Annotated in this window: 24 protein-coding genes and 1 pseudogene; 15 read left to right on the top strand and 10 right to left on the bottom strand. The window is 40.1% G+C overall.

Going from position 1 to position 23,019, the window contains the following annotated elements:
* Positions 1–461: 461 nt before the first annotated feature.
* Together KZC02_RS17920 and KZC02_RS17915 are read right to left on the bottom strand one after the other, a co-directional pair.
* Positions 462–1,196 (bottom strand): tRNA threonylcarbamoyladenosine dehydratase, encoded by a 735-nt coding sequence (locus tag KZC02_RS17920; protein WP_310590324.1) that lies wholly within the window; start codon positions 1,194–1,196, stop codon positions 462–464.
* Entirely contained in the window at positions 1,193–1,837 is a 645-nt protein-coding gene (locus KZC02_RS17915; RefSeq protein WP_221389959.1) for a TatD family hydrolase, read from the bottom strand. Before KZC02_RS17915 ends, KZC02_RS17920 begins: the two co-directional genes overlap by 4 nt.
* A 53-nt stretch (positions 1,838–1,890) precedes the next feature.
* Between KZC02_RS17915 and KZC02_RS17910 the strand changes: the two genes are divergently transcribed.
* From KZC02_RS17910 to KZC02_RS33370, 4 genes and pseudogenes are all read left to right on the top strand, one after another.
* The gene (locus tag KZC02_RS17910; protein ID WP_221389958.1) at positions 1,891–2,304 is read left to right on the top strand and encodes a DUF6157 family protein; all 414 of its coding nucleotides are present in this window, start codon (positions 1,891–1,893) and stop codon (positions 2,302–2,304) included.
* A 285-nt stretch (positions 2,305–2,589) separates the two neighbouring features.
* Complete coding sequence (locus KZC02_RS17905; RefSeq protein ID WP_221389957.1) at positions 2,590–3,369, top strand: lipopolysaccharide kinase InaA family protein; 780 nt, start codon at positions 2,590–2,592, stop codon at positions 3,367–3,369.
* 34 nt (positions 3,370–3,403) lie between these two features.
* Positions 3,404–4,522 carry a glycosyltransferase family 9 protein gene (locus tag KZC02_RS17900; RefSeq protein ID WP_221389956.1) on the top strand — a complete coding sequence of 373 codons (1,119 nt, stop codon included), beginning with the start codon at positions 3,404–3,406 and terminating at the stop codon, positions 4,520–4,522.
* Positions 4,455–5,335: pseudogene (locus KZC02_RS33370) on the top strand (alpha/beta hydrolase). The gene KZC02_RS17900 and the pseudogene KZC02_RS33370 overlap by 68 nt, the downstream one beginning before the upstream one ends.
* Positions 5,336–5,405: 70 nt before the next feature.
* Here the strand turns inward: KZC02_RS33370 and KZC02_RS17890 are convergent.
* Positions 5,406–6,293, bottom strand: coding sequence for a phospholipase A (locus KZC02_RS17890; protein ID WP_229253652.1), 888 nt, complete (start codon positions 6,291–6,293; stop codon positions 5,406–5,408).
* A gap of 178 nt (positions 6,294–6,471) precedes the next feature.
* Here KZC02_RS17890 and KZC02_RS17885 point away from each other — a divergent pair, with 178 nt between their 5' ends.
* Positions 6,472–6,927, top strand: coding sequence for a YMGG-like glycine zipper-containing protein (locus tag KZC02_RS17885; protein ID WP_221389955.1), 456 nt, complete (start codon positions 6,472–6,474; stop codon positions 6,925–6,927).
* Between the two features lie 182 nt (positions 6,928–7,109).
* Here KZC02_RS17885 and KZC02_RS17880 read toward each other — a convergent pair whose 3' ends face one another.
* Together KZC02_RS17880 and KZC02_RS17875 are read right to left on the bottom strand one after the other, a co-directional pair.
* Entirely contained in the window at positions 7,110–7,319 is a 210-nt protein-coding gene (locus tag KZC02_RS17880; protein ID WP_221389954.1) for a helix-turn-helix transcriptional regulator, read from the bottom strand.
* A complete protein-coding gene (locus KZC02_RS17875) occupies positions 7,316–7,714 on the bottom strand; it encodes a hypothetical protein (protein WP_221389953.1) in 399 nt (132 codons plus the stop codon). Before KZC02_RS17875 ends, KZC02_RS17880 begins: the two co-directional genes overlap by 4 nt.
* 327 nt (positions 7,715–8,041) lie before the next feature.
* Between KZC02_RS17875 and KZC02_RS17870 the strand changes: the two genes are divergently transcribed.
* Complete coding sequence (locus tag KZC02_RS17870; protein WP_221389952.1) at positions 8,042–8,563, top strand: DinB family protein; 522 nt, start codon at positions 8,042–8,044, stop codon at positions 8,561–8,563.
* Between the two features lie 360 nt (positions 8,564–8,923).
* Here the strand turns inward: KZC02_RS17870 and KZC02_RS17865 are convergent, their stop codons facing one another.
* Entirely contained in the window at positions 8,924–11,083 is a 2,160-nt protein-coding gene (locus KZC02_RS17865) for a hypothetical protein (protein WP_221389951.1), read from the bottom strand.
* A 428-nt stretch (positions 11,084–11,511) separates the two neighbouring features.
* Between KZC02_RS17865 and KZC02_RS17860 the strand changes: the two genes are divergently transcribed.
* Both KZC02_RS17860 and KZC02_RS17855 read left to right on the top strand, forming a co-directional pair.
* Positions 11,512–11,925 (top strand): hypothetical protein, encoded by a 414-nt coding sequence (locus KZC02_RS17860; protein ID WP_221389950.1) that lies wholly within the window; start codon positions 11,512–11,514, stop codon positions 11,923–11,925.
* A 24-nt stretch (positions 11,926–11,949) separates the two neighbouring features.
* Entirely contained in the window at positions 11,950–12,429 is a 480-nt protein-coding gene (locus KZC02_RS17855; RefSeq protein ID WP_221389949.1) for a hypothetical protein, read from the top strand.
* Here the strand turns inward: KZC02_RS17855 and KZC02_RS17850 are convergent.
* On the bottom strand, positions 12,397–13,173 hold the full coding sequence (locus KZC02_RS17850) for an IS5 family transposase (RefSeq protein WP_221389948.1): 777 nt from the start codon (positions 13,171–13,173) through the stop codon (positions 12,397–12,399). The two genes, KZC02_RS17855 and KZC02_RS17850, sit on opposite strands and share 33 nt — an antisense overlap.
* Positions 13,174–13,315: 142 nt before the next feature.
* Here KZC02_RS17850 and KZC02_RS17845 point away from each other — a divergent pair, with 142 nt between their 5' ends.
* Positions 13,316–13,630, top strand: coding sequence for a PIN domain-containing protein (locus tag KZC02_RS17845; RefSeq protein ID WP_221389947.1), 315 nt, complete (start codon positions 13,316–13,318; stop codon positions 13,628–13,630).
* A gap of 91 nt (positions 13,631–13,721) precedes the next feature.
* A complete protein-coding gene (locus KZC02_RS17840) occupies positions 13,722–14,492 on the top strand; it encodes a hypothetical protein (protein WP_221389946.1) in 771 nt (256 codons plus the stop codon).
* Positions 14,493–14,754: 262 nt separating this feature from the next.
* On the opposite strand, the gene KZC02_RS17835 is transcribed toward KZC02_RS17840, so the two are convergent.
* On the bottom strand, positions 14,755–15,261 hold the full coding sequence (locus KZC02_RS17835) for a hypothetical protein (protein WP_221389945.1): 507 nt from the start codon (positions 15,259–15,261) through the stop codon (positions 14,755–14,757).
* 146 nt (positions 15,262–15,407) lie between these two features.
* Positions 15,408–16,585, bottom strand: a protein-coding gene (locus KZC02_RS17830) for an IS3 family transposase (protein ID WP_221389944.1) whose coding sequence is annotated in 2 segments (ribosomal slippage) — positions 15,408–16,315 and positions 16,315–16,585 — 1,179 coding nt in all. Because the reading frame shifts where the segments join, the coding sequence is not laid out codon by codon here.
* 458 nt (positions 16,586–17,043) lie between these two features.
* Between KZC02_RS17830 and KZC02_RS17825 the strand changes: the two genes are divergently transcribed.
* Positions 17,044–17,433 (top strand): VOC family protein, encoded by a 390-nt coding sequence (locus KZC02_RS17825; RefSeq protein ID WP_221389943.1) that lies wholly within the window; start codon positions 17,044–17,046, stop codon positions 17,431–17,433.
* A 75-nt stretch (positions 17,434–17,508) separates the two neighbouring features.
* Here KZC02_RS17825 and KZC02_RS17820 read toward each other — a convergent pair whose 3' ends face one another.
* A complete protein-coding gene (locus tag KZC02_RS17820; protein ID WP_221389942.1) occupies positions 17,509–18,621 on the bottom strand; it encodes an acyltransferase in 1,113 nt (370 codons plus the stop codon).
* A gap of 105 nt (positions 18,622–18,726) precedes the next feature.
* On the opposite strand from KZC02_RS17820, the gene KZC02_RS17815 reads away from it, so the two are divergent.
* The 4 genes from KZC02_RS17815 (at position 18,727) to KZC02_RS17800 (ending at position 22,716) form a co-directional block, all read left to right on the top strand.
* Positions 18,727–20,364 (top strand): ABC-F family ATP-binding cassette domain-containing protein, encoded by a 1,638-nt coding sequence (locus KZC02_RS17815; protein ID WP_221389941.1) that lies wholly within the window; start codon positions 18,727–18,729, stop codon positions 20,362–20,364.
* Positions 20,365–20,464: 100 nt separating this feature from the next.
* Positions 20,465–20,761, top strand: a complete 297-nt coding sequence (locus KZC02_RS17810; protein ID WP_221389940.1) for a helix-turn-helix domain-containing protein — start codon at positions 20,465–20,467, stop codon at positions 20,759–20,761.
* A 1-nt stretch (position 20,762) separates the two neighbouring features.
* Entirely contained in the window at positions 20,763–22,010 is a 1,248-nt protein-coding gene (locus KZC02_RS17805) for a type II toxin-antitoxin system HipA family toxin (protein ID WP_221389939.1), read from the top strand.
* A gap of 454 nt (positions 22,011–22,464) precedes the next feature.
* Positions 22,465–22,716 carry a DUF3253 domain-containing protein gene (locus tag KZC02_RS17800; RefSeq protein WP_221389938.1) on the top strand — a complete coding sequence of 84 codons (252 nt, stop codon included), beginning with the start codon at positions 22,465–22,467 and terminating at the stop codon, positions 22,714–22,716.
* Positions 22,717–23,019 lie beyond the last annotated feature (303 nt).

Here is a 23,019-nt window from a genome sequence, read left to right as displayed (position 1 = left end):
TCAAATCAAGCTCTCCTGGCTACCCTTTTCCTACTAATATTCGAAAATTGTTTTTTCTTTAAATAGTTATGTTACCTATACCAAAGCTGACTTTTTATTAAGTCATAAATTGATATTCAAATACTAAACGCATATTGTATTTCAATAGTTTACGTCATTTAAAGATATTGAGAATTATCTTTAAATACTTTTGCCTTTTTATTCGAATAATTATATTTTAGTAGAAATTAGCTTAAAATTACATTAATTTTTATTTGTTGGAAAGAAGGAAAAGCAAGTCCGGCAACGAAGTCTATATAACAAAATAGTTATATATTGGCATTTTGAGAAGCAGATAGTCCGGGATTAAAAATAGCGTAGTTTATGCCATTATAAAGGCGAATATCCGTGGCAAAACCCGTTTGCAGAGATACAAACCGGGTTTAAAAAAGAGGAAAGAAGTCAATTAATTCAGCAGATGATCAGTCTTCGGCTTCAATCAGATCACGGATTACAACGGAAGCGCAGACAGCACCAAAAGTAGCGGGCAAATATGACATAGTACCGTATGCAGATTTTTTATAATTGCTGCCATCGGTCAGGATCAAAGATTCTTTTAATTGTTCTTCTGTTGAAAAAACAGCTTTGATACCTTTTGATATGCTTTCCTTTTTTAAATTTTTTCTAATCTGCTGTGCAAAGTTACAATTATAGGTTTTAGAGATATCGGCTACTTTGAGCATTGTTGGGTCCATCCTTCCGCCCGCACCCATAGAGCTGACAATGTGTATATTACGATGAAATGCTTCTTTCAGAAAAGTAACCTTAGGCGTTACGCTGTCAATAGCGTCAACAATATAATCATAAGTATGAGCAGAAAGGATCTCAGCTACGGCATCCGGATTGATAAAGGTTTTGATCACATACAGAGTCAGTTCCGGATTAATGGCTTTGAGGCGCTCTGCCATAATATCTGCCTTGCTTTGTCCGTGATTCGTGGAAAGTGCAGGTAATTGCCTGTTCCGGTTGGTAGGATCAACGGTATCTCCGTCTACGATGGTCATGGTACCAACGCCATTCCTGCAAATAAATTCAGCGGCGAAAGATCCTACCCCACCCAACCCTATTACCAGCACGTGCGCTTTACTAAGCCGGATTAACTTGTCTTTTCCAACTAATAATTCGGTTCTGGAAAGCCAGGAGAAATCTTCCATCATGGACGAAATACGTTTAAAAAGTTTTTTTCAAGCTGCAAAACAATCTCTTTTTCAGTAATATTCTTAATCCTTGCAGCTGATTTGTAAATTTCCCTGATGTCTGTCTCCGCATCGTCCGTTTCTAAAAAAACCTGTTCCAAAGGCGTAATCCTGAAAGTATCCAGTATGACTTCATTATAACTCAATAGCGATTTACCAAAAGACAAATAATGGCCGCCGTCTGTAACAGGCTGTACGATAGATGGTTTATTGTTTATCCCATGGAATACAACCGGCACTTTCACCTGTTTCAGTTCGGCTAAAACCTCCCCAAAAGCTTTTACACAATGAACAATAAGCGGTTTATTAATTTGGTTTGCCAAAATGATCTGTCGCTGGAAAGCCATCAATTGTAAATCCCAGTCGGTTGCTGTTAATTTATCCAGTCCGCATTCACCAATAGCCAGTACCTCAGGTTTTACCGCATGTATTTCAAGATCGGCCAGTTGCTCTTCCAGATGTGCTGCTTGCAGATACCAGGGATGCAATCCCATGCTTACTTTTTGCCCTGAAATATCTGTATCAAAATTTTTGTATCTGTTTTCAATATACACTATATCTTTATCCTCGGGATGAAAGTGTGTATGGACATTATATAACATGCGGTTCTGAAATAAATGATTTTAAAGTTACTTCTAAAATTAACTTTGTACTGATGAAACTTCATACAACCAATTACGAAAATACATTTATTGCAATAGCAGATGATAGTCCTGCAACAAGCGGAGAAGTTCCGCCGGTAAAAGGGGATACTAAAACGGTTGCAAGTATGCAGTTCGAGATAGTGAACAAAAACCCATACAAATTCACCTCCGACGATGTACTTTTTCATGTGTTTGCAGAACGCAAAGACCTTTCCGAAAATGAACTGGAAGAAGCCAGACAACAATTTTTCTCCAAAGGTCAAGCCTGCTTCCGGGCTTCACCATTGACAAAACGTTATGGCTGGGGAGTTCATCATAATGAAAATGGAAAAATGGCCTTGTATAGTAGCGGAACGGCTGAATACGAAAAGTTCATGAATGATAGGAACATTAAGGTTGTGAAGGCAATGAAATCCGGGAAATGAAACAACTGAATGGAAACCGTATTATTTAAAAAAAGAGTTTTTAACCGCTATGGACGCAATAGTGGCGCAATGGACCGGTTTCCTTGACGCGAGAAAAGCGATAAAGGGAAGTTTTATAACAATAATTTAGCGATCCATTGCGGTTTCCATCGCGCCTATTGCGTTTAAACCTTGAAAATACAGGCTATTATCAGATTAGCCAATGTAAAACGCAGTACCATTTACAACCCCGGGAACGAAAAAACCGGATAAACCTTTATTGAACTGACACCTTGAAAAGTAAGCATGAAGCAGTATAAGATCAGCAACGAATTTTCAGACCTTAAAGAATTCATATTAAAACTGCCGGATACCTTTGATAACATGGGTTCGGTGATAGTGAACAACCGTAATATTGTTAAAAAAGTAGATACCGGACAGGGAACAATTATAATCAAGAGTTTTAAGGGAATGTATTTCTTCAACCGGCTTGCTTATTCTTTTCTGAGAAAATCGAAGGCTGAAAGATCTTATATCAATTCAGGTATCCTTAATGACAGAGGGATTCTCACTCCTCCCAATGTAGGATGGCTGGATTGTTATCATTGGGGATTACTCGGCCAGAGTTACTATATCAGTGCTTACTCTCCTTACAAAACACTAAAGGTTGTGCTTAAAGAAAATATGCATAATGAGGCTTTTAAGACAATCATATACGATCATTTGCTGACGTTTATAGTAAAATTACATAGCCTTGATCTGTATCATAATGACTTTTCACTGACCAATATCCTCGTTATACCTACTTCTGATGGCTATGAGTTTTCAATTGTGGATTTGAACAGGGTCAGGTTTGAAAAAATAACTTTCAGAAAAGGCCTGGGAAACTTTCATAAACTGGAAATCCCGGTAGAAGATATGAACAAACTGATCAGAGCATATGCAGTGCGTTCCGGTGAGTCGCCGGATGCTGCCGTTAGTTTGTTTTGGGCCGATACAAACCGTACGATGAACCTTCGGAGATTTAGAAAAAGGCTGCGCAGGTACACGCTTACACCTCTGGAAAATATAATAAAGGGGAAATAATTTCAGGTTACTTTCAATAACTTAGTGGTTAAAAATGAGTTTTAAAAGAACAATCAATAATCTAAGACGTGGTTTGATGCAGAAACTGACCGGAAATATCGGCACTTCGTCTGTCGGCAAGCCTGTTGGTCAAAAGGAAATATCTGAAATAAAAAGGGTTTTAATCAGCCGGCCAAACCACAGGCTAGGAAATCTTTTATTAATTACTCCGCTTTTACAGGAAATTTCAGAAACCCTTCCGAATTCTACAATTGATCTGTTCGTAAAAGGAACTTTATCGCCGCTGGTATTTAAAAATTACGATAACATCAACCGCATTATTCAGTTACCAAAAAAACCTTTCAGTAGTTTTTCAGCATATCTGAATGGTTGGTTTTTTATCAAAAGAAACCGTTATGATATTGTGATTAATGTGATTGAAGGTTCATCATCAGGAAAACTTTCTGCAAAATTCGCCAATGCGAAATATAAATTTTTCGGAAACGTGGATAAAGATATGCTGCTCCGGTATTCCGACTCCGGACACATGGCAAAATATCCTGTTTACAGCTTTCGTAATTACTTAAGTGAGCTGGGATTTGTGGAAAATAAAAATCCCGTACCGCCATTAAGCCTAAAATTAAGCTCTTCGGAATTAGCAGAGGGCAAAAAAATAGTATTTAATCTGGTGAAAAATGACAAAAAAACGATCTGTCTTTTCACGAATGCAACCGGTGATAAAATTTACACGGAATCGTGGTGGGGAGATTTTTATGAAAGATTAAAAACTGAATTTCCGGAATGTAATATCATTGAAATTTTACCCGTTGAAAATACTTCACAAATTGGCTTCCTAGCACCTACTTATTCCCATAAGGATGTTCGGGTAGTTGGCTCATTTATTGCAAATACGGCTGTTTTCATTGGTGCGGATAGCGGGATGATGCATCTGGCCAGTGCAGTTCCAACACCCACAGTAGGGCTTTTTAAAGTTACCAATACCGACTTGTACGAACCTTATAATAACATCCATAGTGTAGCAATTGACACCAATACCAGTAATATGGATGATTGGATGAGCATTCTAAAAAAATTCTTAGGGATAAATGAAATTAATAACTGCTTTTCTTATTCTGGTTTGTTTCACAAAGTCTGCTTTTGGACAGGCCAATAAATTGAATGAAACAGATCATAGCAAACCATTTGTGCTTGGCGTTGTGGATGAAATTCAATCAGCCGCATTGTCCGAGAAAAGAATTTTAAACATATATCTACCGGAAGGTTACAGCAAAGGTGATACAACAAAATACCCGGTTGTTTATTTGCTCGACGGTTCGGCCGATGAAGACTTCATACATATTACCGGGTTGTTCCAGTTCAATAATTTTTCCTGGATCGACCGTGTCCCGAAATCAATTATTGTAGGAATCACTAATGTCGACAGAAAAAAAGATTTCACCTATCCGACAAAAATTGAAGCTGACAAGAAAAGCTATCCAACCGCTGGACATTCGGCCAAATTCATTGCTTTTCTGGAAAACGAATTACAGCCGTTCATTGAAAAAAATACAGAACAAACGCGTCAAAAACCATTATCGGGCAATCTCTGGGCGGATTACTGGCAACAGAAATACTGTTAAAAAAGCCAATGTTATTCAGTAAATACATCATTATCAGCCCGAGTTTATGGTGGGATAACGGCTCATTGTTAACGCAGTCATCGGATCTTTTACAAGATCATTTCTCCCAAAAAACAGACATTTATATTGGTGTTGGTAAAGAAGGGCTTGCTCCCGGACTGGCTACAAAAGAAACAGTGGCGCATGTGATGGAAGTGGATGCTAATTTGCTGGCTGAGAAGTTAGGTAACCGCAAAAGCAAAAATGTACAGGTATACTTTGATTACTTACCACAGGAAAACCATGCAACAGTAACACACCAGGCTGTTTTTAACGCACTAAGATTATTATATCCCGAAAAAAAGTAAAAAGAAATAAAATACAACCATTCCTCCATCCTCCCATTCCCCATTCTTCCTTCCCCCATCCTCCCCTTCCTCACCAATCAATAAAAGAAATTCCCAGTCCAAAGGTATTCTGTGCATGATTGTAATCGATCAGGGTTTCTCCATAACCTGCCGACATCTGTGCGTGGCCTTTTAAATGGCCATGAATCTGAAAAACCCAGTTTAGCTGCGCACTGCCCCGGTTGATGGATCCAAAAGTGAAGGGATGTGTTCCTACAAAATAGATCTGGTGTTTCGGACGTCCATAAACCACCGTTACCTCGCCTCTGCCTATATAATCCAGAATCATAGGATTTTCATCATCTGTATCTTTAAGCCTGATCCATGGACGCAGGGTAATCTGCCAGTTTTTCCTTTCCATACTCGTGTGAAACATGATCCTGTTCCAGCTTCTCGAATGCGGAAGCTCTCTCCCGTTAGACTGATGGTTAAATGCAACTCCCAAAGTCCTGCCTTCAAAACCGAGAAATTTATAGCGGATCGGGAAATTAAGGATTAATTCAGGTTCGTAATTAAGCTCCCTGAAAGGCCTGGAAACGCCGGTGTTATAGATTTGCCAATGCGCCTTTTGTGTATATCCGGCCCAAAGGTCACCCTTTCCCCAGAAAATCTTCTGAAGCAATTTAACCTTGAAACTGATATGAAAGCGGGCTTCATAATGGTTATAATCCGTTGGCGCCGGAACGCTGTATGCCGGGTTTTCGCTGTAAGGCTGCCGGTTGGGATTACTTGACCAGCGCCCTAACGAAAAATAAAAAGGCTTGTACGAAGTAAGCAGGAAAGTGCCCCTGCGCGTGGAGTCCGCAAGCTCCCATCTTTCTGATATACTTTTAATACGGACAGACTGGTCAGCAATTGTTTGTGCTTTACTTTGGATCAGACAGAAAGAAAGTATGGTCAGCGTGTAGATTTTGAGCATGATCAAATATAATCATATTAGCGAATATCATCTGGCCAGACTTTGATAGTTTCTACAATAAGTTTAAAGAAAACCCTTTCCATAATTGATACATAGAAATAGTTTTATAAAATGATTATACGTAGTGGCATGATTTTAGGGCTTATGATATATAATTAATTAACCCCAAATCTATATTATGAAATTATTAGTTTCAATTTTATGTGCCGCTTGTTTTTTAAATGCCTGTAATAATGGCTCTAACCAGGAAGCAGAAGCACTAAAAGCAAAGCAGGCAACGATAGATTCGATGCAGGTTGTAATCGCAAAACAAGCCGTAGTTGACTCCATGAATCATGTAATGGCAGAACGCGAAGCAGCGGCACAAGCAGAAAAGGAAGCCCAAATTGAGGAAAAAAACAGCCAGGTTGCAGCAAATAACAACGCAGCACCAGTCGCATCCAAGAAGAAAGGATGGAACCATACTGCGAAAGGAGCGGTCGTCGGAGCCGGTACAGGAGCAATTACCGGTGCAATAATAAATAAGGACCGTGCAAAAGGTGCGCTGATTGGCAGCGTGATCGGAGCAGGTGCCGGAGCCGGTACTGGAGCAATTGTAGATGCAGTTAAAAAGAAGAAAAATAAATCGAATTAATTTAAGGCAGCAATATGTTTATGAAAAAGGGATCGTACCGGAATGTATGATCCCTTTTTTTAGTTTGTGGATGAAATGGGAATTTAAGAGCTTGTTACTTTGAGTTATCAGGTCATACTGGCGGCGTTGCCTGATCCGTGAAAAGTTTGCGGGGTGAGTAAGGCCGGTCAAACTTAATAGAATCAATACTCATGCTCTGAATCATCCAGTTGAAACAATACTTCAACAGTAGTATCAAAGACTTTTGCCATCCGTAAAGCAAGTAAAGTAGACGGGATAAATTTTCCAGTTTCAATAGAATTTAATCCCTGCCGCGACACCCCGATGTATTTTGCCAGGTCGGCTTGTGTCCAGTTTTTCTTCGCGCGTTCAACCTTTATCGTATTTTTCATGCTCCGTACTTTTTACTCGAAATAAACCAACCTATAAAATAAAACGCCCAGCAATAGATCACCAAATTTCCAAAGTCAAATAAGTCTGGGTACGATAAATTACACAGTCCAAGCAAAAACAGAAGCATTATCAGCATAACGGTCAATGAAAAACCGATAACTACGGCTTCCAGCTGCACCCGCTGCTTTACTTCGTCCATTTCTGAAAAGGCTTTGATGTATTTAAAAATAAAAATGGCGAAAGTAATAATTGGCACAATAGCAATGATCACCGAAATAGGCTGGTCAAATATACGTTTGCTTAAAACCCATGTTGCGGGTACATAAGTGGCTGCGTGTATGAGGGCGAAAATAACAGATTGTTTGTTCGCGGTTTTTTTAGACTGTTCCATCATATTCAGTTGTTTAGTTTCTTACAAAGATATGTAAACATTTCTTTTTGTCATGTAAACATTACAAAAAGTCTACTATAATGGCTATTTATAGTTGATAAATCCTCATATGAATACACATTATTTGATGCCAGCTATGAATTTTCCAACTGCATTTTAAGGTCAGAAAAGTAACCTGACATTAAAATAGCTGATTTTTAATGTAAGTTATTTGCGAAGACAACCCAAAAAAGTTAGTTTGAACCAATAAATCCGAGAAACAATACATGCTGCTATCAGCAAAAAAACCTGAAGTCACAATCGTGAATGATTTAGAATCATCGTATAAATATGCTGGAAATCTTTAAACAGAGTCTTTGGACTCAATTCGGAGCGAGTATTGATTCACTGAAAAATGCCATTGAAATGTGGCCTGAGGAATATTGGTATACCGATACCAGGTTTTTTTATAATGCATACCATTGCCTGATTATGCTGGATTATTATCTGACTATTCCTTATACAGGTGAATTTCCGTCAACGCTATCTTTCATTTTTTCGGAGCCGGGCGTACAAGTTGAAGGTGTGCTGGGAGATATGGTTCCAAACCGGATATATTCGAAAGAAGAAATGCTGGCCTATCTGAATAGATCACGTGAAAAGTGCAGGAATTTTATTGATAACCTGACTGAACATCAAATGCAAGAGCGCTGGATCGAAGGACCAGAGGATTATGATATGAATTATGCGGTGCCTGAAATCCTTTTCTACAACATGCGGCACGTTCAACATCACGCAGCTCAACTCAACATGCTCCTCCGCCAAAAGATTGACCAGTCACCCGGCTGGGTATTTCGCGCAGAGGAAGATTGATTGTTTTTGTGAATGATAAGAATTTCTCATGATCTTGGTCTGTGCGCTAAAAAGCAAGGAGGTATTTCAAAAGTAGTTATGTTGTCAGCCTGAGCGGACGGGGCCGCCCGTGCGGTCGAAGGCCCTTTGCTTACTCCAAAAACGTTCGATTCTGCTGCCATTGACATACTTAGTAAAGTGATTAATTTATGAATATTTACATTGTAGCCCGGGCTTCGACTCCGCTCAGCTGACAAACATTTTGTAATTTTCAAAGAGCTTGTTGTGTACGAAATAGGTACTCAGGCGACAACAGAATTACCTTTAAAACAACCTTTACTAATAATAGGCCTTTGCAAAAGTAATAGTACTTCTTCAACCCTACTTCCCACCATCCACAACTCCTCCCCCAAGCGTAGCAAACAAAACAGAATTTACCCCGTCAATATCCGTTTTATATAGCCTCCAACCACCACTACCAACCTCTTCCAAATGCCACTGATTAGCAGGATCAGCAAGCTCTTTTTTGATCCGGTGCGGAAAAGCTTTTGCAGCACGGGCATTTTCCCAGGTTCTGACCGCCTTGAAAATGGCATATTTCTGCGGGCAGTTTTCGACATCTTTCTGATTGAGTTGAAGGCTGTAAGTAGCACCAACTCCTACCGAAATCGCCTGGATATGTTCGTAATGCGCTACGGTTGATTTCTCATTCATTGGAAAATTTGCTCCCATTCCCACCGGAAAAAAGTTGGCATAAGTAACATCCCGGAGATCTTTCCCCTGGCTGGTCGCACTGCTCCACTCCCTGGTTTCAACATCGTACAGATTTTTTCCGCCACCCACATTCCAGATGCTCTGATAATGCCAGGAGCCCTCCGAAAGCGTAGATCCCGTAAACCGGATATAGGGAACACCAAGCTCTTTGCCTTTTTCAAACATTTTACGAAAAAAGCGTTTGACAGAATAATACCCATGCCCATTATTAAACAGAAATTCCTGGCCATCAAAATCATAATAGGCCAGGCCGTTAATCTTGCAAATGGTCGCATAGTATTCGGCTATTTTATCCTGCAACTGCATATTAGGAATCAGCCCGTCGTAACCATAATTGATCGTGACCTGAAGTTTATAAATCGTATCACCGGCTGCATGATTTGCCTCAGTGGTGTTCCAGTAACCGCGTTTCACATTCAAGAGCCGGTAAGGCGGCTTTTTCGAAACACCAAGATAATAAATGAGCTCCTTCCCGATTTTGATCATGTTCAGGTTTTTGGAATGGCCTTCCCAGCTGGCTATTTCATCCAGATATTTAGGATCGTCCACAACAATCACCGTGTCGCCCGGTGCGATACTTCTTGCCAGTAAACGCTTTTGCTGGTAACACAGACTGTCGCTCGGGAAAGGACTGGCATCTTCTGTACCGGGAGCCAGCGAAGTCGTGATGGGCGTCCGGCCGATGATCAGTCCGTATTGCCCGGCCAGCTCAGAAAACTCCTTGTGGGATTTGTCTCCCGATGCCATTTTTATTGGTTTCTTTTCAAAGTTTTTTCCATCGAGATATCCTTCATTGCCGCGATCAGGCTTGATAAAACCCTGATCATAGAGGCTGATCGCTTTGAAGCCTAACTGTTTGGTATAAGGCAGGATACTATCATAAACCATTCCGACTGTCATCGCATCCGGTACGAAAGCAGACGGATCTTTTACCCATTTCCCATTGATCGTCGGGTAAGGCAAACCTTCAGACAAAACAATATCCTGCATCACATCGAGTAGCGCCGTACTGTCGGGACTACCCCAGAGTGCAACAGAAGATCCGATGTAATTGACGCCCGGCAATGGCTGCACTTCCAGGTGGTTCGGCGTGTTGACAGCCATATTCGGTATTAAAGAAAAATAGACTTCACGCTTTGGCTCCCTGTCCCGCGAGTGGTACGCGATGGAAATCCTGCCCTGGTCATCGATTTGCGCGGCATTGCCGTACAGAATGCGATAATACGCTTCTTTATGTGCGTAAAAGGCAACATCATTGATCCCGTCACCTCCGATCGGAAAGATCTGTCCTTCGTGCAGGTTGGCCGGAAGCGGAAAACATTTTTTGTCCGGACTGTGGATGATATACTGGAAAGGCGCTGCATCCGCGATGGTTTCAGAAGTGCCGCCAAGAGTGTTATCGTTGAGCGCCAGCATCCCGATCGCATAATTGACCGCCTCACTGGTATCCCGCGCAACACCGATAATTTCCCCAAATAAATTCGTGATATTGGTATGGTAAGCACCCCACTGAATCCCATCAATGCCCGATGCCGGACTAAGCGAAAGCAACGTCAGCTTGAAATACTTTTTATGGGCAATCAATGAAACGATCGCCACCGAGCCATTCGCATAGTGGAGCGTAAAAGTCTGTTTCGCTTTTTCATAGCTGGCTTTAATGGGATGGTAGTATTTATCCTTTTTACCATCATAAAGTGACAGCAACGGTGAAGGCTTGTCAACAGGAGAAAATTCCCGCTGACGTGGCGTCTCCGTTGCGTTTTTCATACTTGTTATATAACCTTTGTTGTTGATTTGGATTTTGAAGTAGGCGGTGGTGAAGGTTTGGGCTTGGGAGGGGGTTGTTATTGTTAGGAGGAGGAGAATTGGGAGGAGGGTTTTGAATGGTTTGGGGTGCATATTGGAGATGGGTTTGTTATGAGATTAATACTGGTAGCTTTATACCTCTACCGTAGCCTGTGTATCTTAATCTGCTTTTGCAATGGAGTTATGTGATTTTTACAATTTTATTATTCTGTAGTAAAAAACTATGGCATGATATAAACATAAAGAAAGCAGGTACTAAAATATACCACGGATGATTATCCTCTCGGCTCAGTTGTATCTGATTGTTGAGTAATTGATTAAAGAATTCAGTGGCAGTGAACTTCCATTGCTTTTCACTAGATTTGAAGAACCGCAAAACCATACTGAAAATGGAGAAGTTGACATTACTTTCAAGAGATCAAGAAAAAGTGTGGATTAAAGATTTTAATATTCCTGGACTGCCACTTGGGAATTTATTCTTTGGAGAATTTTATATAGTTGCGCGTGAGACTAAACCATGGACCGGAACTTTGGTTCTGGATATAAGTATCAACGCTACATCCAATTTCTCTAATTCAAGAGACGATCTTGGATATTACGTAGACTATAAAAACGATTTAGAGGATGTGGAAATAGCAAATGAAGATATTTTTGACGCTTTGGCCAAGGTATGTTTTGATGCGAACTATGGAGAGCCTGACAAGCTAAAAATCATCCATAGCTTGCAAGGAGATTCAAATACCTTTAATATAAAATTGCAGTTGCTCCCTGAAAAAGTGTTATCAATGGACATTTTAAGATAAGCAACTATCCACTAAAAAATCCTCATGTATCCCCAAGCAAATATTGACGAAGAGATTATTAAAATCAAAACGCTTACTATAGGTGGTCGCCGAATGACCAAATCGGTATTTAATCAGATTATCAGGAGTCACCCCTTTGATAGGGAAATTAATTTCGTCGGCGAGAAAGTAATTGGTTTTGTCAATGACACAGATGCGAGATGGCTACTTTATATCAGAGGTGATGAGATTAGAAAAAGTTCGCTAAATGACATTAGTAAGCTATTGAGAGTGGGCGAAACTACAAAATTCGAAGACTTCGAGGCCATTTGTAGACAAGTACCCTTAAATTATTTTGAGCCGAATATCTATCCCGGTTCTGAATGGCAAGACGGTCGCATTTTTGCCCAGAATTACTACTCAGAAGAAGTGTGGAACAAGATTTTGAGCTTGACAAGCAAAGCAAAAGCATTTTTAGAGTGTGTTGGGAAATTAAGTTTGGTTTTTAAGACATATTCGTTGTAACATTAATTGGGTATTTGCTAAATATAGCCATGCAACTGACGAAGATGTGGTATATTCATAGTCTTTGACTAGCCTGCGGAAATAATTAGTCCAAGATATGCTTCTTTCTACCACCCACCGTTTTGCCACTGGAACAAATCCTTTTGCTGATTCTGGACGGGAAGCTTTTTCAAAATCGAAACCAAATTCATTTATATTTTTAGCAAATACGCCGTTATACGCTTGGTCTCCATATATTTTTTCAAGACGATCACTATAATACAAAATATGTGGTACTAGTGCTAGAGCTGCTGGTCCATCTCCAATATTACCTGCGTGGACATGGGCAGCCCAAAGGCGACCACCGCTGTCAACAAGTAACTGTCTTTTACGCCCGTTAACTTTTTTGTTTGCATCAATTCCACGATCTTCAAAAATTCCTGGTGACAGTTTAACACTTTGACTATCAATGCAAAATATGGAAGGATATTCTTCTCTTTCTTGATTTTTTCTATCCAGTTGATTAACGACGCGGTTGATCCTTTCAAATAATCCATTACGTTTCCACTTGTCAAAATAATAGTAAACAGCTTGCCAATTTGGCCATTGAGCAGGAAGGTTTCTCCACTGACAACCAGTTCGGACTACATAAAGTAAGGCATTCATCACCTGCCTAAGATCTAATTTTCTTTTTCTTTTTAAATTAAAAAATGGTAAAATTGCCTCCCATTGGGGATCGGTCAGTTCCAAAAACTGTTTGTTCACATCTTTGAAGTTTGGTCACAACAAAGTTGATACGATCCCTAATATTTTCAATATCCCAACACACTCTTAGATTACTTAAATAATAAACAGATTTTTATAGCTGCATAAAATTTAAACCTTGCTTACTTAAGATCCTACGAAAATGGTTGGTGAAATTTACCTTATTTTAGATACCAATATTTGGCTGTATTTAGCAAATAATTTAGACCCATATAATGCTAGGTCTGATGAAGAAACTCACTTCCTGTTATATGAGAAATTAGAAAAATTGGTGTTAGATAGGAGTATCAAAATACTTATTAATGATATAATTTTAGATGAATGGAAAAGGAATAAAGCCCAGACGTTACTCTCTGTACAAAAACACTCTAATAAACTCAAAACGGATATAGATAGTCTGCAAAGAATTCAATCTATTTTGGGGAGTGAGAACGCGAGGAACATGGAATTAATATAAGAAGAATATAAACGGAAGGTTTATTTGAAGATTGATCAGAACAACCAGCATATTTCGAAGGTAGAAGATCTTTTATTTGCTTCAAATAAATATGAAATTAGCCATAGTGTCAAGTCATTTGCGGCACAATGGGCTTTGGATAAAAAAGGCTCCTTTCTCTGGTGATAAATCAAATAGTATGGCAGATGCTCCTATTCTTTTCTCAGCCATTGAATTTATTAAGCAAAATTCCGAAGTTGAATTTTTGGATGATGTTTTTAATCTTTACCCAAAAACCATTTTTGTCTCTGCAAACAAAACTGATTTCTGTAAATCAAAATCTGATCAAAAATTACATAGTGACCTTTCTCCACTTTTCGAGGAAATTAAAATGCAATTCTTTATAAGCCTACCTCTTGCCCTTAACAGTGTAGAGAAGCTTTTTAAAGATGATGAGATCAGCCAAATAGATCAGGATATGGCAGATTTTTACGAAAATTATTCTTATTATTGTGAAGAATGCGATCCTGATGACGAGCACTCAAGCTTGAATTATATTAACTTCGGAAGTTCGGAAGACATCTATCCAGTTAATGAGAAAGATTTAAATCAACTCGAAATTGATCTAGGTGAAGAGTTTGCAAATAGTAAAAATTTCGGAATTACAAAACCTATTCATAGAGGATTTTGCGGCTGGTGTGACACGGAGCACATTAGGTGTGAATGTGGTGAAGTAATGGCGATTTATTCTCATCAAGAAACTTTAGAGTGTTTTGGCTGTGGATTAATTTACACCGTGGAAAAAGTTCATGTTGGAAGTGGGATTGTCAAAACCGAAATTCACTTTATTCCAGAGGATAAAGTAAACGAAGATGACGATTAGACCTTATTTAGTATATGAGTTTTCTCCCCCAACAAAATTGATGCAAATTAAGTGTTTTAACAGCATTTAACAGAGTAAAGATTTTAATCAAGAAAACTCAGATGACGTTTATCCAATTCAAGTGATTAGCTGATTTTTTTGAATTATTACAAAAAATTACTCGCCAGACTCTTCATTAAAAATACTATCAATTTCCCTTTGAATTAGCTAATTTCCATATTCAAAGGAAAATTTTTTGAGAAGCGTATTAAGTCAATACGGCCTAATTTTTAGTTTTCAAAAAACTTTTAACTTCATACATGATAAGTAGATCTTTCAATATTTGATCCCTAATAAGTTCTCGTTGCCGGCTAATTTCAGAAAAGTTTTTCTCTGCGATATTCATTGAATCAAGTCGTTTATTGTCCGAAATCTCAGGGATATCTCTGAAAGTATTGTATAGAAATTCATTAAGGGTTGTTAATAATTTAGAGCAATTGTTACTTAACCAAATTCCTTCTAGGCTTGCTTTGGCAAGCATTATGGCAAAATCTTCGTACTGGTTATGATCTAGAAAAACTGCATGTGATTTCTTATTGCTCGGAGATACGTTTATAATTTGGAGCCTTCCCATTACTTTTGAAACTTCGTCATATACGGACATTCGTTTTTCAATAACCTTTTTATAGTAGTCATTTCTATAATTGTTCCTCTGTAATAACCAATTTACTAAACTGGTTAATGTAGCGGCAAGAACTGAGCTAGTAAGAACCAAAGTAAAGTTTTCCATCCTCAAATTATTTTTTCGTAATGTATTTCAACTGTCATTTGTAAAATCGCATATTTCTTAGATAGGTAATTTCAAGAGTGGTCATTAAATTAACTAGAAAGAATTATATATCATATTGGAATTGCAACAATAAAGAGGACAAAATGTTAAGCCGCAATTTTCTGCATATTTAAAAGTTCTTCAAATTCTTTTGGTGACATGTACCCGAGGGCAGAATGAAGCCTCTTTCTATTATACCAGGTTTCAATATATTCAAATACAATTATTGCTGCCTGGTGTTTATTAATAAAAGTATTTTGGTAAACACATTCTGCTTTTAAGGTCTTAAAAAAACTTTCAGCAACCGCATTATCCCAACAATTTCCTTTTCTGCTCATGCTTCTTATTACCAGTGGGCTTTTGTCCAGCAAACTTTTAAATTCGTTGCAGGCGTATTGAATTCCCCTATCCGAATGGAAAATTAATTCACAGGTTACGCTTCTATTTTTCAGAGCCATTTTCCACGCAGGTATCACAGTATCAATAGCTTTCATTGTTGAACTAAGCGCCCATCCAATTACTCTCCTGTCAGCTAAATCCAGTACTATGGTGAGATATAGCCAACCTTGCGTCGTTTTAATGTATGTGATGTCAGACACCCACGCAGTAGCTATTTTTTCTACTTTAAATTGCCTGTTAAGCTTATTTGCTACAACCGGATATGTATGTTCAGAATCTGTTGTGACACGGAATTTTCTCTTGACAATACTTCTTATTTTTGCTTTCTTCATCAGTCTGGCGACCCTTGGACGGGACACTTTCACCCCCAGTTTGTACAATTCCTGAGTGACCCTGGGGCTTCCGTACGTTTGTTTACTATCCCCATGAATAACAATTATTTTATCGATAAGGGTCTGATTTTCAATAGCTGTATCCGATAGTTTATTGCTCAGCCAAGTATAAAACCTGCTTCTGCTTACCTTAAAAACCATGCACATTTTCTCAATGGGAAATATTTTCCGGTGATCCTTTATGAACCCGAATATTTGCCATCGCTCCTGGAGAAAATGCCTATAGCCTTTTTTAAGATATCTCGTTCAAGTTGTGTGTCGCGGAGTTCTTTCCTTAGCCGGGCCAATTCCTGTTCCGTTTCACTTAAAATCACCTTTCCGTTGCCAGGAAAACTACCGTTTTGTTTCGCAGAAAACTCTCTACGCCAGCGGTATAGCATAGCAGGTGGAACATCCAATTCTTTTGCCAGTGCAGCAAGGTCTGTGCGGCTATTGCTTAGTTCAACGCTCATCAGTTTGAACTCCTTGTCAAATACTCTTCTTTCTCCAGACATAAGTGTTAAGTTATAAAAGTTTCACTTAACTCAATGTCCACTTAAAGGTAGCAAGTCCATATTCCTATTTATAGTAAATCATAAAACCCACTGTTGTGCATAGTGTTTTTCAGTCACTGCTCACACGAATGCTTTGTTATTTTTAACCGTATTGAATAAAATTCAAATATAGAATAGCTTATTAGCATTTTCCTGAACACAAACCACCTCAGACAGTGAAAACACGATCTGGACTGGCATTAGCACTGTCGGCCGCATTCCTTATCGGCACTTTTTTACTTGACGAGCCCGTTAATGCCATGCGGGTCACAGCTGCTTTGCTCATCACTGCCTGATTCGTGCTAATGAAACTTTCCCGAAAGAGCAAGATTAGTACTTTACATCACAGTATAATTCTGTCGAAAGCTTGTTTAATAAAAAGTTACAAGCCAATTTAAATCCACCAAAACACATACACCATGAAAGTACAAATCTGGGGCAATTTAGGCGTTAAAGATGTGGAGCGAACCAAAGCGTTTTACACGAAACTGGGTTTTAAGCAAAACACCGGGCCGGAGAGCGACGAGCTGGTCAGTATTACATTCGGCGATGAGGGTTTTATCATTAACTTTTTTAAAGAAGACAGTTTAAAGAAAGCAATGAAAGGAGAATTGGCTGACCTGAGCAAAGGCAATGAAATTATGTTTTCGATCTCTGCCGAAACGGAAGAAGAGGTAAACGACTGGGCTGTAAAAATAAAGGATGCCGGTGGCGTTGTGTTCAGCCAGCCCGAAGCATTCCATGGTATGTACGGCTGCGCCTTCACCGATCCGGACGGGCATAAGTTTAATATCTTGAAGTGGAAGTAAAAAGCCTCTTTTTGATATAGGCTGCTCAATCAGCCCAGTACTCTGAACATCGAAACCGCCTCATGAAAGCTTTCGTTACTTAAGCTTTTTCCGTAACCAGGCTCTTACAGGTTCATCGTACAACTTTAAACTTGCATAAGCCAATACGATAGCACCTGAAAATGTGAGCATTGCATAGGGCAAGGCCTGCCATAATGTAATGCCCTTGTGATTGCTTACCCATGCCACATAAAAATAGACAAGCACATAATGCGTCATGTATAAGGGATAGGAAATATCGCCGAGAAACTTACAAATTTTGACTTCCGCTGAGCTACGCACTACACCGCTTGCACCGAGATATACGATGAGTGGAAAGACAATGACAATACAAAAAACTTCGTACAAACCATTCATCCAGAGATGTTCTGCACCGCCTATTCTTGGCATAAGCAAAACAGCGGCAACCATCAAACTGCACCACAAAAAGGCATTTTTGATATAGGCAGGACGTACTACCCGCGATAAAAGCAATCCGGCAAAAAATGGAAATATCGTACGTATGATCCCAACCCGCATGTGTTCTGCATTGAGTGTCCAGCCGCCGGTGATGTCTCCGTTGGGATTAGTAACAGCAAAATGCAAAAGTACTGCACCTGCCAGTACTACAAAACAGGCCAATGCTTTGTTAGATAATTTCCTCATTCCCAGCGCATAAAGAATATTAGCGATATATTCGAAAAATAATGACCAGCCAACACTATTGAGCGGATGCATTTCAAACCAGCCGCGGATATCCATAGAAAGTGGTATGGGCAGAATAGTATAACCGATCAGCATGACGACAATCAGCTTCCATACGGGAACTGTATGAATTAGCGGCCAAATGGCCGAGTCGGTAAAGTAAAAGCCGGCAGCCCCAAGCGTCATACCCAATACAATAAGTGGCTGCAGCCGCTCGAACCGGCGGCGAAGAAAACCGCCAATGGTTAATTTGTCCCACCTGTCGTCGTAGGCATAACCAATTACATAGCCGGACAGGAGAAAGAAAAAATCAACTGCCAGGTAACCATGGTTTACAACATTGTCGAGATGGCTGGTGGCAAGCGGTTCGGTAAGGTGAAAGAATACGACGATGATCGCTGCCACGCCCCGAAGTCCGTCCAATATTTGATAATGCGGCTTTGTGCCAAGGTTATTATTATTCATTAACAGCAGGAAATTTGGGCAATATACAGTGGCATGGCGAAGGAAGAAATGATTGTGGATTATATTTCTTAACATCGTACATTTGCGGCTTCAAAAAATGAGAAGATGATTACAGTTGAAAATTTGGCCGTTGAATTTAGCGGATCTGTCCTTTTTAGCGAAGTTTCATTCGTTATTAATCCTACTGATAAAATTGCCCTGATGGGTAAAAATGGAGCGGGAAAATCCACAATGATGAAAATTATTGCTGGTGAACAAAAAGCCAATCGCGGCCATGTACGTGCACCCAAAGACGCCGTGATCGCTTATTTGCCGCAACATTTACTTACCGAAGATAACTGTACCGTTTTCGAGGAAGCGGCCAAAGCATTCAAGCAGGTTTTTGAAATGCGTGCCGAAATGGAAAAACTGAATCTTGCGCTCGAAACCCGCACAGATTATGAGAGCGATGAATATATGGCGATCATCGAACAGGTTACTGAAATCGGTGAAAAATATTACCAGCTGGAAGACGTCAATTATGACGCGGAGGTAGAGAAAGCCCTGAAAGGACTGGGATTCAGGCCGGAAGATTTTCAGCGGCAAACCAAGGAATTCAGCGGAGGGTGGCGTATGCGTATTGAGCTTGCCAAAATACTATTGCAAAAGCCGGACCTTATTTTACTGGATGAGCCTACCAACCATATTGACATTGAATCTGTGATGTGGCTGGAAGATTTTTTGGTGAATAAGGCAAATGCTGTAATGGTTATTTCCCACGACCGTGCCTTTATCGACAATATTACCAACCGTACCATTGAGGTAACGATGGGGCGGATTTTTGACTACAAAGCCAATTATTCACATTATCTGGTATTGCGTGAGGAGCGCAGGTCACATCAGGTAAAGGCGTATCAGGAGCAGCAGAAAATGATTGCTGACAATATGCAGTTTATTGAGCGCTTCCGTGGTACATACTCCAAAACCAACCAGGTTTCTTCCCGCGAACGTATGCTGGAAAAACTGGAAATTATTGAAATTGATGAAATTGATAATTCATCCCTGAAACTTCGTTTTCCACCTTCGCCACGCTCAGGGGATTATCCGGTTACAGTGAAAGATGTTTCCAAATCCTACGGGGATCAGGTTGTGTTCAAAAACGCCAGCATGACTATTTCCAGAGGGGAAAAGGTGTCGTTTGTGGGACGGAATGGTGAAGGTAAATCTACGATGATCAAGGCTATCATGGGCCAGATCGCTGTGGACGGAACCTGTCAGCTTGGCCACAATGTCAAGGTTGGTTATTTTGCGCAAAACCAGGCATCGTTACTGGATCCTAATCTGACTATTTTCCAGACGGTTGACGAGGTTGCAGAAGGAGATGTAAGAACCCAGATCAAGAATATTCTGGGAGCCTTTATGTTTCAGGGCGAGGATATTGACAAAAAAGTAAGTGTATTGTCGGGTGGAGAAAAAACGCGCCTTGCCATGGTGAAGCTGCTTCTGGAACCTGTAAACCTATTGATTCTCGATGAGCCTACAAACCACCTTGATTTGAAATCCAAGGATGTTTTGAAAGAAGCACTCCGCAACTTTGACGGTACGCTGGTGCTGGTTTCTCACGATCGTGATTTTTTACAAGGCTTATCTCAAAAAGTTTTTGAGTTTAAGGACAAACGGGTGATTGAGCATTTTGAGACGATTGATGCTTTTTTGGAACGGAATAGGATTAAGAGTATCGCGGATTTGCAATTGGCTAAGTAGGAATTTCAGAAATTACTTATCATAGCCAGTGAATTTTACTAATAAGTAATGTTGATTATTTTCAACATTATCTGTATTTTTGTTTGCAATAATCAACATTATGCAAACTAAAAAGCAAGTGTTATTGCCCCGGTTTCAGAAAACTCTGGAACAGCTGGGCGAAAACATCAAATTAGCCCGCAAGCGACGGAGGCTTACCACCATTCAGGTATCTGAGCGGGCCGGAATCGATCGCACTACACTGTATCACATTGAGAAAGGCAACCCAAGTGTATCGATAGGGGCGTATTTTAATGTTTTGAGAGTTCTGGGTTTGCAAGACGATTTTCTCAAATTAGGTGCCGACGATGAGCTGGGAAGGAAATTGCAGGATTTGAAACTGATTGGCAAATCTTAGCATGGCAGACCGGACAGACATTTATATTTATGCAGATTGGATCGGGATGGCAGGGCCAAAACTAATCGGGACGCTCTCTGCCCAGCAAGCCAAGGGCAGGAAATCGTTCAGCTTTACATACCAAAAAAACTGGATCGCTTCCAATGAACAATTCTTGCTCGATCCTGACATTGCCTGGTTTGGTGGCGCACAATATCCTAATCAAAAAGAGAATTTTGGCGTCTTTCTCGACTCTATGCCGGACACTTGGGGGCGCACGCTTATGAAAAGAAGAGCTTCCATTCTGGCAAAGCAAAATGGGAAACAGGTTCCTGTCTTATATGACATAGATTTTTTATTGGGAGTCCATGATGAAAGTCGGATGGGTGCATTGCGGTTCAAGCTGGATCCGGATGGGCCATTTTTAAACAATGATTCGGTCTCGCCAACGCCTCCTTGGGCAACTATCCGTGAGCTTCAACATGGCGCCGAGCTTATCGAGTCCAACGAAGATACGGTGGAGGTGAGAAAATGGCTGGCTATGCTGATGGCTCCGGGGTCTTCCCTCGGTGGAGCAAGACCGAAAGCCAATATTATTGATGAGACAGGACAAATGTGGATCGCCAAATTTCCATCAAAAAACGACAGTACCGACAAGGCTGCGTGGGAATATCTGGCCTATCGCCTGGCTGTTAGTGCTGGTGTAGACATGGCTGAAAGCAAATTGGAGCATGTAGCTGGCAAGTATCATACTTTTTTCACAAAGCGATTCGACCGGGAAAAAAGTTCGCGCATCCATTTTGCCTCCGCCATGACCATGACAGGTAAGAATGAAGAACTAATTCGCGACGACATCCCTTCCTATCTTGATATAGTCGAATTCATACAATTTTCCGGAGCTAGCGTGAACGAAGATCTAGTCCAGCTATGGCGACGAATGGTATTTAATATACTAATATCCAATACGGATGACCATCTGCGGAATCACGGATTTTTCCTCCAATCCGCTGGATGGAGGCTTTCGCCGGCTTTTGATATTAATCCGTCGATTGATAAAGATGGACTTGCACTGAGTATTGATATGGACAGCAATCAACTTGATTTAGATCTGGCTAAGCAGGTTGGAGTCTACTTTCGGTTAGGAGAAAAGGAGATGGATGAAATTATAGATCAAGTAAAATCAGTTATAACTGGTTGGCAGAAGTTGGCGAGTGAAATCGGAATAGCCAGGGGTGAGCAAATAATGATGGCACCGGCGTTTCGGGTGTGAACCCGGCGATCTGGCCAGCAATCAAGAAATTCGTTCCTCTTAGTATGAGATTTAAGTTAGACCTTTTGAGCAAGACATCTTTCCATTTCAATTTTTGAGAAGGAGCCATAAATAACAGCTTTCCGTTTAACTCGTATATTGGACGGTTTGTAATTGTCTTAAGCTGAGACCCGGATCGTTAATAATGGATTCTTAAAAACGATAAGGTATCCAAATTCGCAGCCTAAGCGGCGCGGTTTTTAAACTACGAATAGTGCTGGTTTCCCACGATCGTGATTTTTTACAAGGTTTATCCCAAAAGGTTTTTGAGTTCAAAGACAAACGCGTGATTGAGCATTTTGAGACTATTGATGCTTTTTTGGAGCGGAATCGGATCAAGAGTATAGCGGATTTGCAATTGGCGAAGTAAGTTACGTTATAATGATTAAAAGTTAGGGATTCCATTTGCATACACATGCAGCATTACGAGAAAATAGCAGCAACAATCCTATCTATTGCCATTCATCGTGGCGCAGAGAAGAGTACGTGTCCTTCTGAAATTGCACGCCAGCTATTTCCTGACGGCTGGCGTAAGCATATGAAAGATGTACTCGAAGTAGCTATTGATTTGCATAATGAGGGCAGTGTAGTAATAACTCAAAAAGGAATACCTGTCGATGTTGAGAATATCAAGGGACCGGTCCGCATTAGGATGATCCCGCAATAACGGTAGGTATTATCTCGCAGCTAAATTGATTGATACCCAGAAACTATGAAAGCAGTAGGATTCGCATTGCTAATAATAACAGGCGGTAGTAACATCGATGATATTGGAGTTGCTAAAAGGGTATCAAAATCGATATATGATACGCAAAGAGATTACTTAGCGCCTCGTTTGTGTTCTCACAAACGAAAGGAAAACTATCCGAATTAGCAGCTGAAGCGCCACGATTTTCAAACTATGAATAACCGCATTTTTAATTCAAATATTTGCTCGCTACTTATTTAACCATTAGTCCAGTGAAGACAC

This window comes from Dyadobacter sp. NIV53 (assembly GCF_019711195.1).
Taxonomy (GTDB): Bacteria; Bacteroidota; Bacteroidia; order Cytophagales; family Spirosomataceae; genus Dyadobacter.
Note: the sequence above shows the minus strand (reverse complement) of the source record. Positions and strands in the feature narration are given on the sequence as shown.

Excerpts from the sequence above, each read along its gene's own strand:
- KZC02_RS17920 (WP_310590324.1), bottom strand. The coding sequence starts at position 1,196 with ATGATGGAAGATTTCTCCTGGCTTTCCAGAACCGAATTATTAGTTGGA.
- KZC02_RS17915 (WP_221389959.1), bottom strand. The coding sequence starts at position 1,837 with ATGTTATATAATGTCCATACACACTTTCATCCCGAGGATAAAGATATA.
- KZC02_RS17910 (WP_221389958.1), top strand. The coding sequence starts at position 1,891 with ATGAAACTTCATACAACCAATTACGAAAATACATTTATTGCAATAGCA.
- KZC02_RS17905 (WP_221389957.1), top strand. The coding sequence starts at position 2,590 with ATGAAGCAGTATAAGATCAGCAACGAATTTTCAGACCTTAAAGAATTC.
- KZC02_RS17900 (WP_221389956.1), top strand. The coding sequence starts at position 3,404 with ATGAGTTTTAAAAGAACAATCAATAATCTAAGACGTGGTTTGATGCAG.
- KZC02_RS17890 (WP_229253652.1), bottom strand. The coding sequence starts at position 6,293 with ATGCTCAAAATCTACACGCTGACCATACTTTCTTTCTGTCTGATCCAA.
- KZC02_RS17885 (WP_221389955.1), top strand. The coding sequence starts at position 6,472 with ATGAAATTATTAGTTTCAATTTTATGTGCCGCTTGTTTTTTAAATGCC.
- KZC02_RS17880 (WP_221389954.1), bottom strand. The coding sequence starts at position 7,319 with ATGAAAAATACGATAAAGGTTGAACGCGCGAAGAAAAACTGGACACAA.
- KZC02_RS17875 (WP_221389953.1), bottom strand. The coding sequence starts at position 7,714 with ATGATGGAACAGTCTAAAAAAACCGCGAACAAACAATCTGTTATTTTC.
- KZC02_RS17870 (WP_221389952.1), top strand. The coding sequence starts at position 8,042 with ATGCTGGAAATCTTTAAACAGAGTCTTTGGACTCAATTCGGAGCGAGT.
- KZC02_RS17865 (WP_221389951.1), bottom strand. The coding sequence starts at position 11,083 with ATGAAAAACGCAACGGAGACGCCACGTCAGCGGGAATTTTCTCCTGTT.
- KZC02_RS17860 (WP_221389950.1), top strand. The coding sequence starts at position 11,512 with ATGGAGAAGTTGACATTACTTTCAAGAGATCAAGAAAAAGTGTGGATT.
- KZC02_RS17855 (WP_221389949.1), top strand. The coding sequence starts at position 11,950 with ATGTATCCCCAAGCAAATATTGACGAAGAGATTATTAAAATCAAAACG.
- KZC02_RS17845 (WP_221389947.1), top strand. The coding sequence starts at position 13,316 with ATGGTTGGTGAAATTTACCTTATTTTAGATACCAATATTTGGCTGTAT.
- KZC02_RS17840 (WP_221389946.1), top strand. The coding sequence starts at position 13,722 with ATGAAATTAGCCATAGTGTCAAGTCATTTGCGGCACAATGGGCTTTGG.
- KZC02_RS17835 (WP_221389945.1), bottom strand. The coding sequence starts at position 15,261 with ATGGAAAACTTTACTTTGGTTCTTACTAGCTCAGTTCTTGCCGCTACA.
- KZC02_RS17825 (WP_221389943.1), top strand. The coding sequence starts at position 17,044 with ATGAAAGTACAAATCTGGGGCAATTTAGGCGTTAAAGATGTGGAGCGA.
- KZC02_RS17820 (WP_221389942.1), bottom strand. The coding sequence starts at position 18,621 with ATGAATAATAATAACCTTGGCACAAAGCCGCATTATCAAATATTGGAC.
- KZC02_RS17815 (WP_221389941.1), top strand. The coding sequence starts at position 18,727 with ATGATTACAGTTGAAAATTTGGCCGTTGAATTTAGCGGATCTGTCCTT.
- KZC02_RS17810 (WP_221389940.1), top strand. The coding sequence starts at position 20,465 with ATGCAAACTAAAAAGCAAGTGTTATTGCCCCGGTTTCAGAAAACTCTG.
- KZC02_RS17805 (WP_221389939.1), top strand. The coding sequence starts at position 20,763 with ATGGCAGACCGGACAGACATTTATATTTATGCAGATTGGATCGGGATG.
- KZC02_RS17800 (WP_221389938.1), top strand. The coding sequence starts at position 22,465 with ATGCAGCATTACGAGAAAATAGCAGCAACAATCCTATCTATTGCCATT.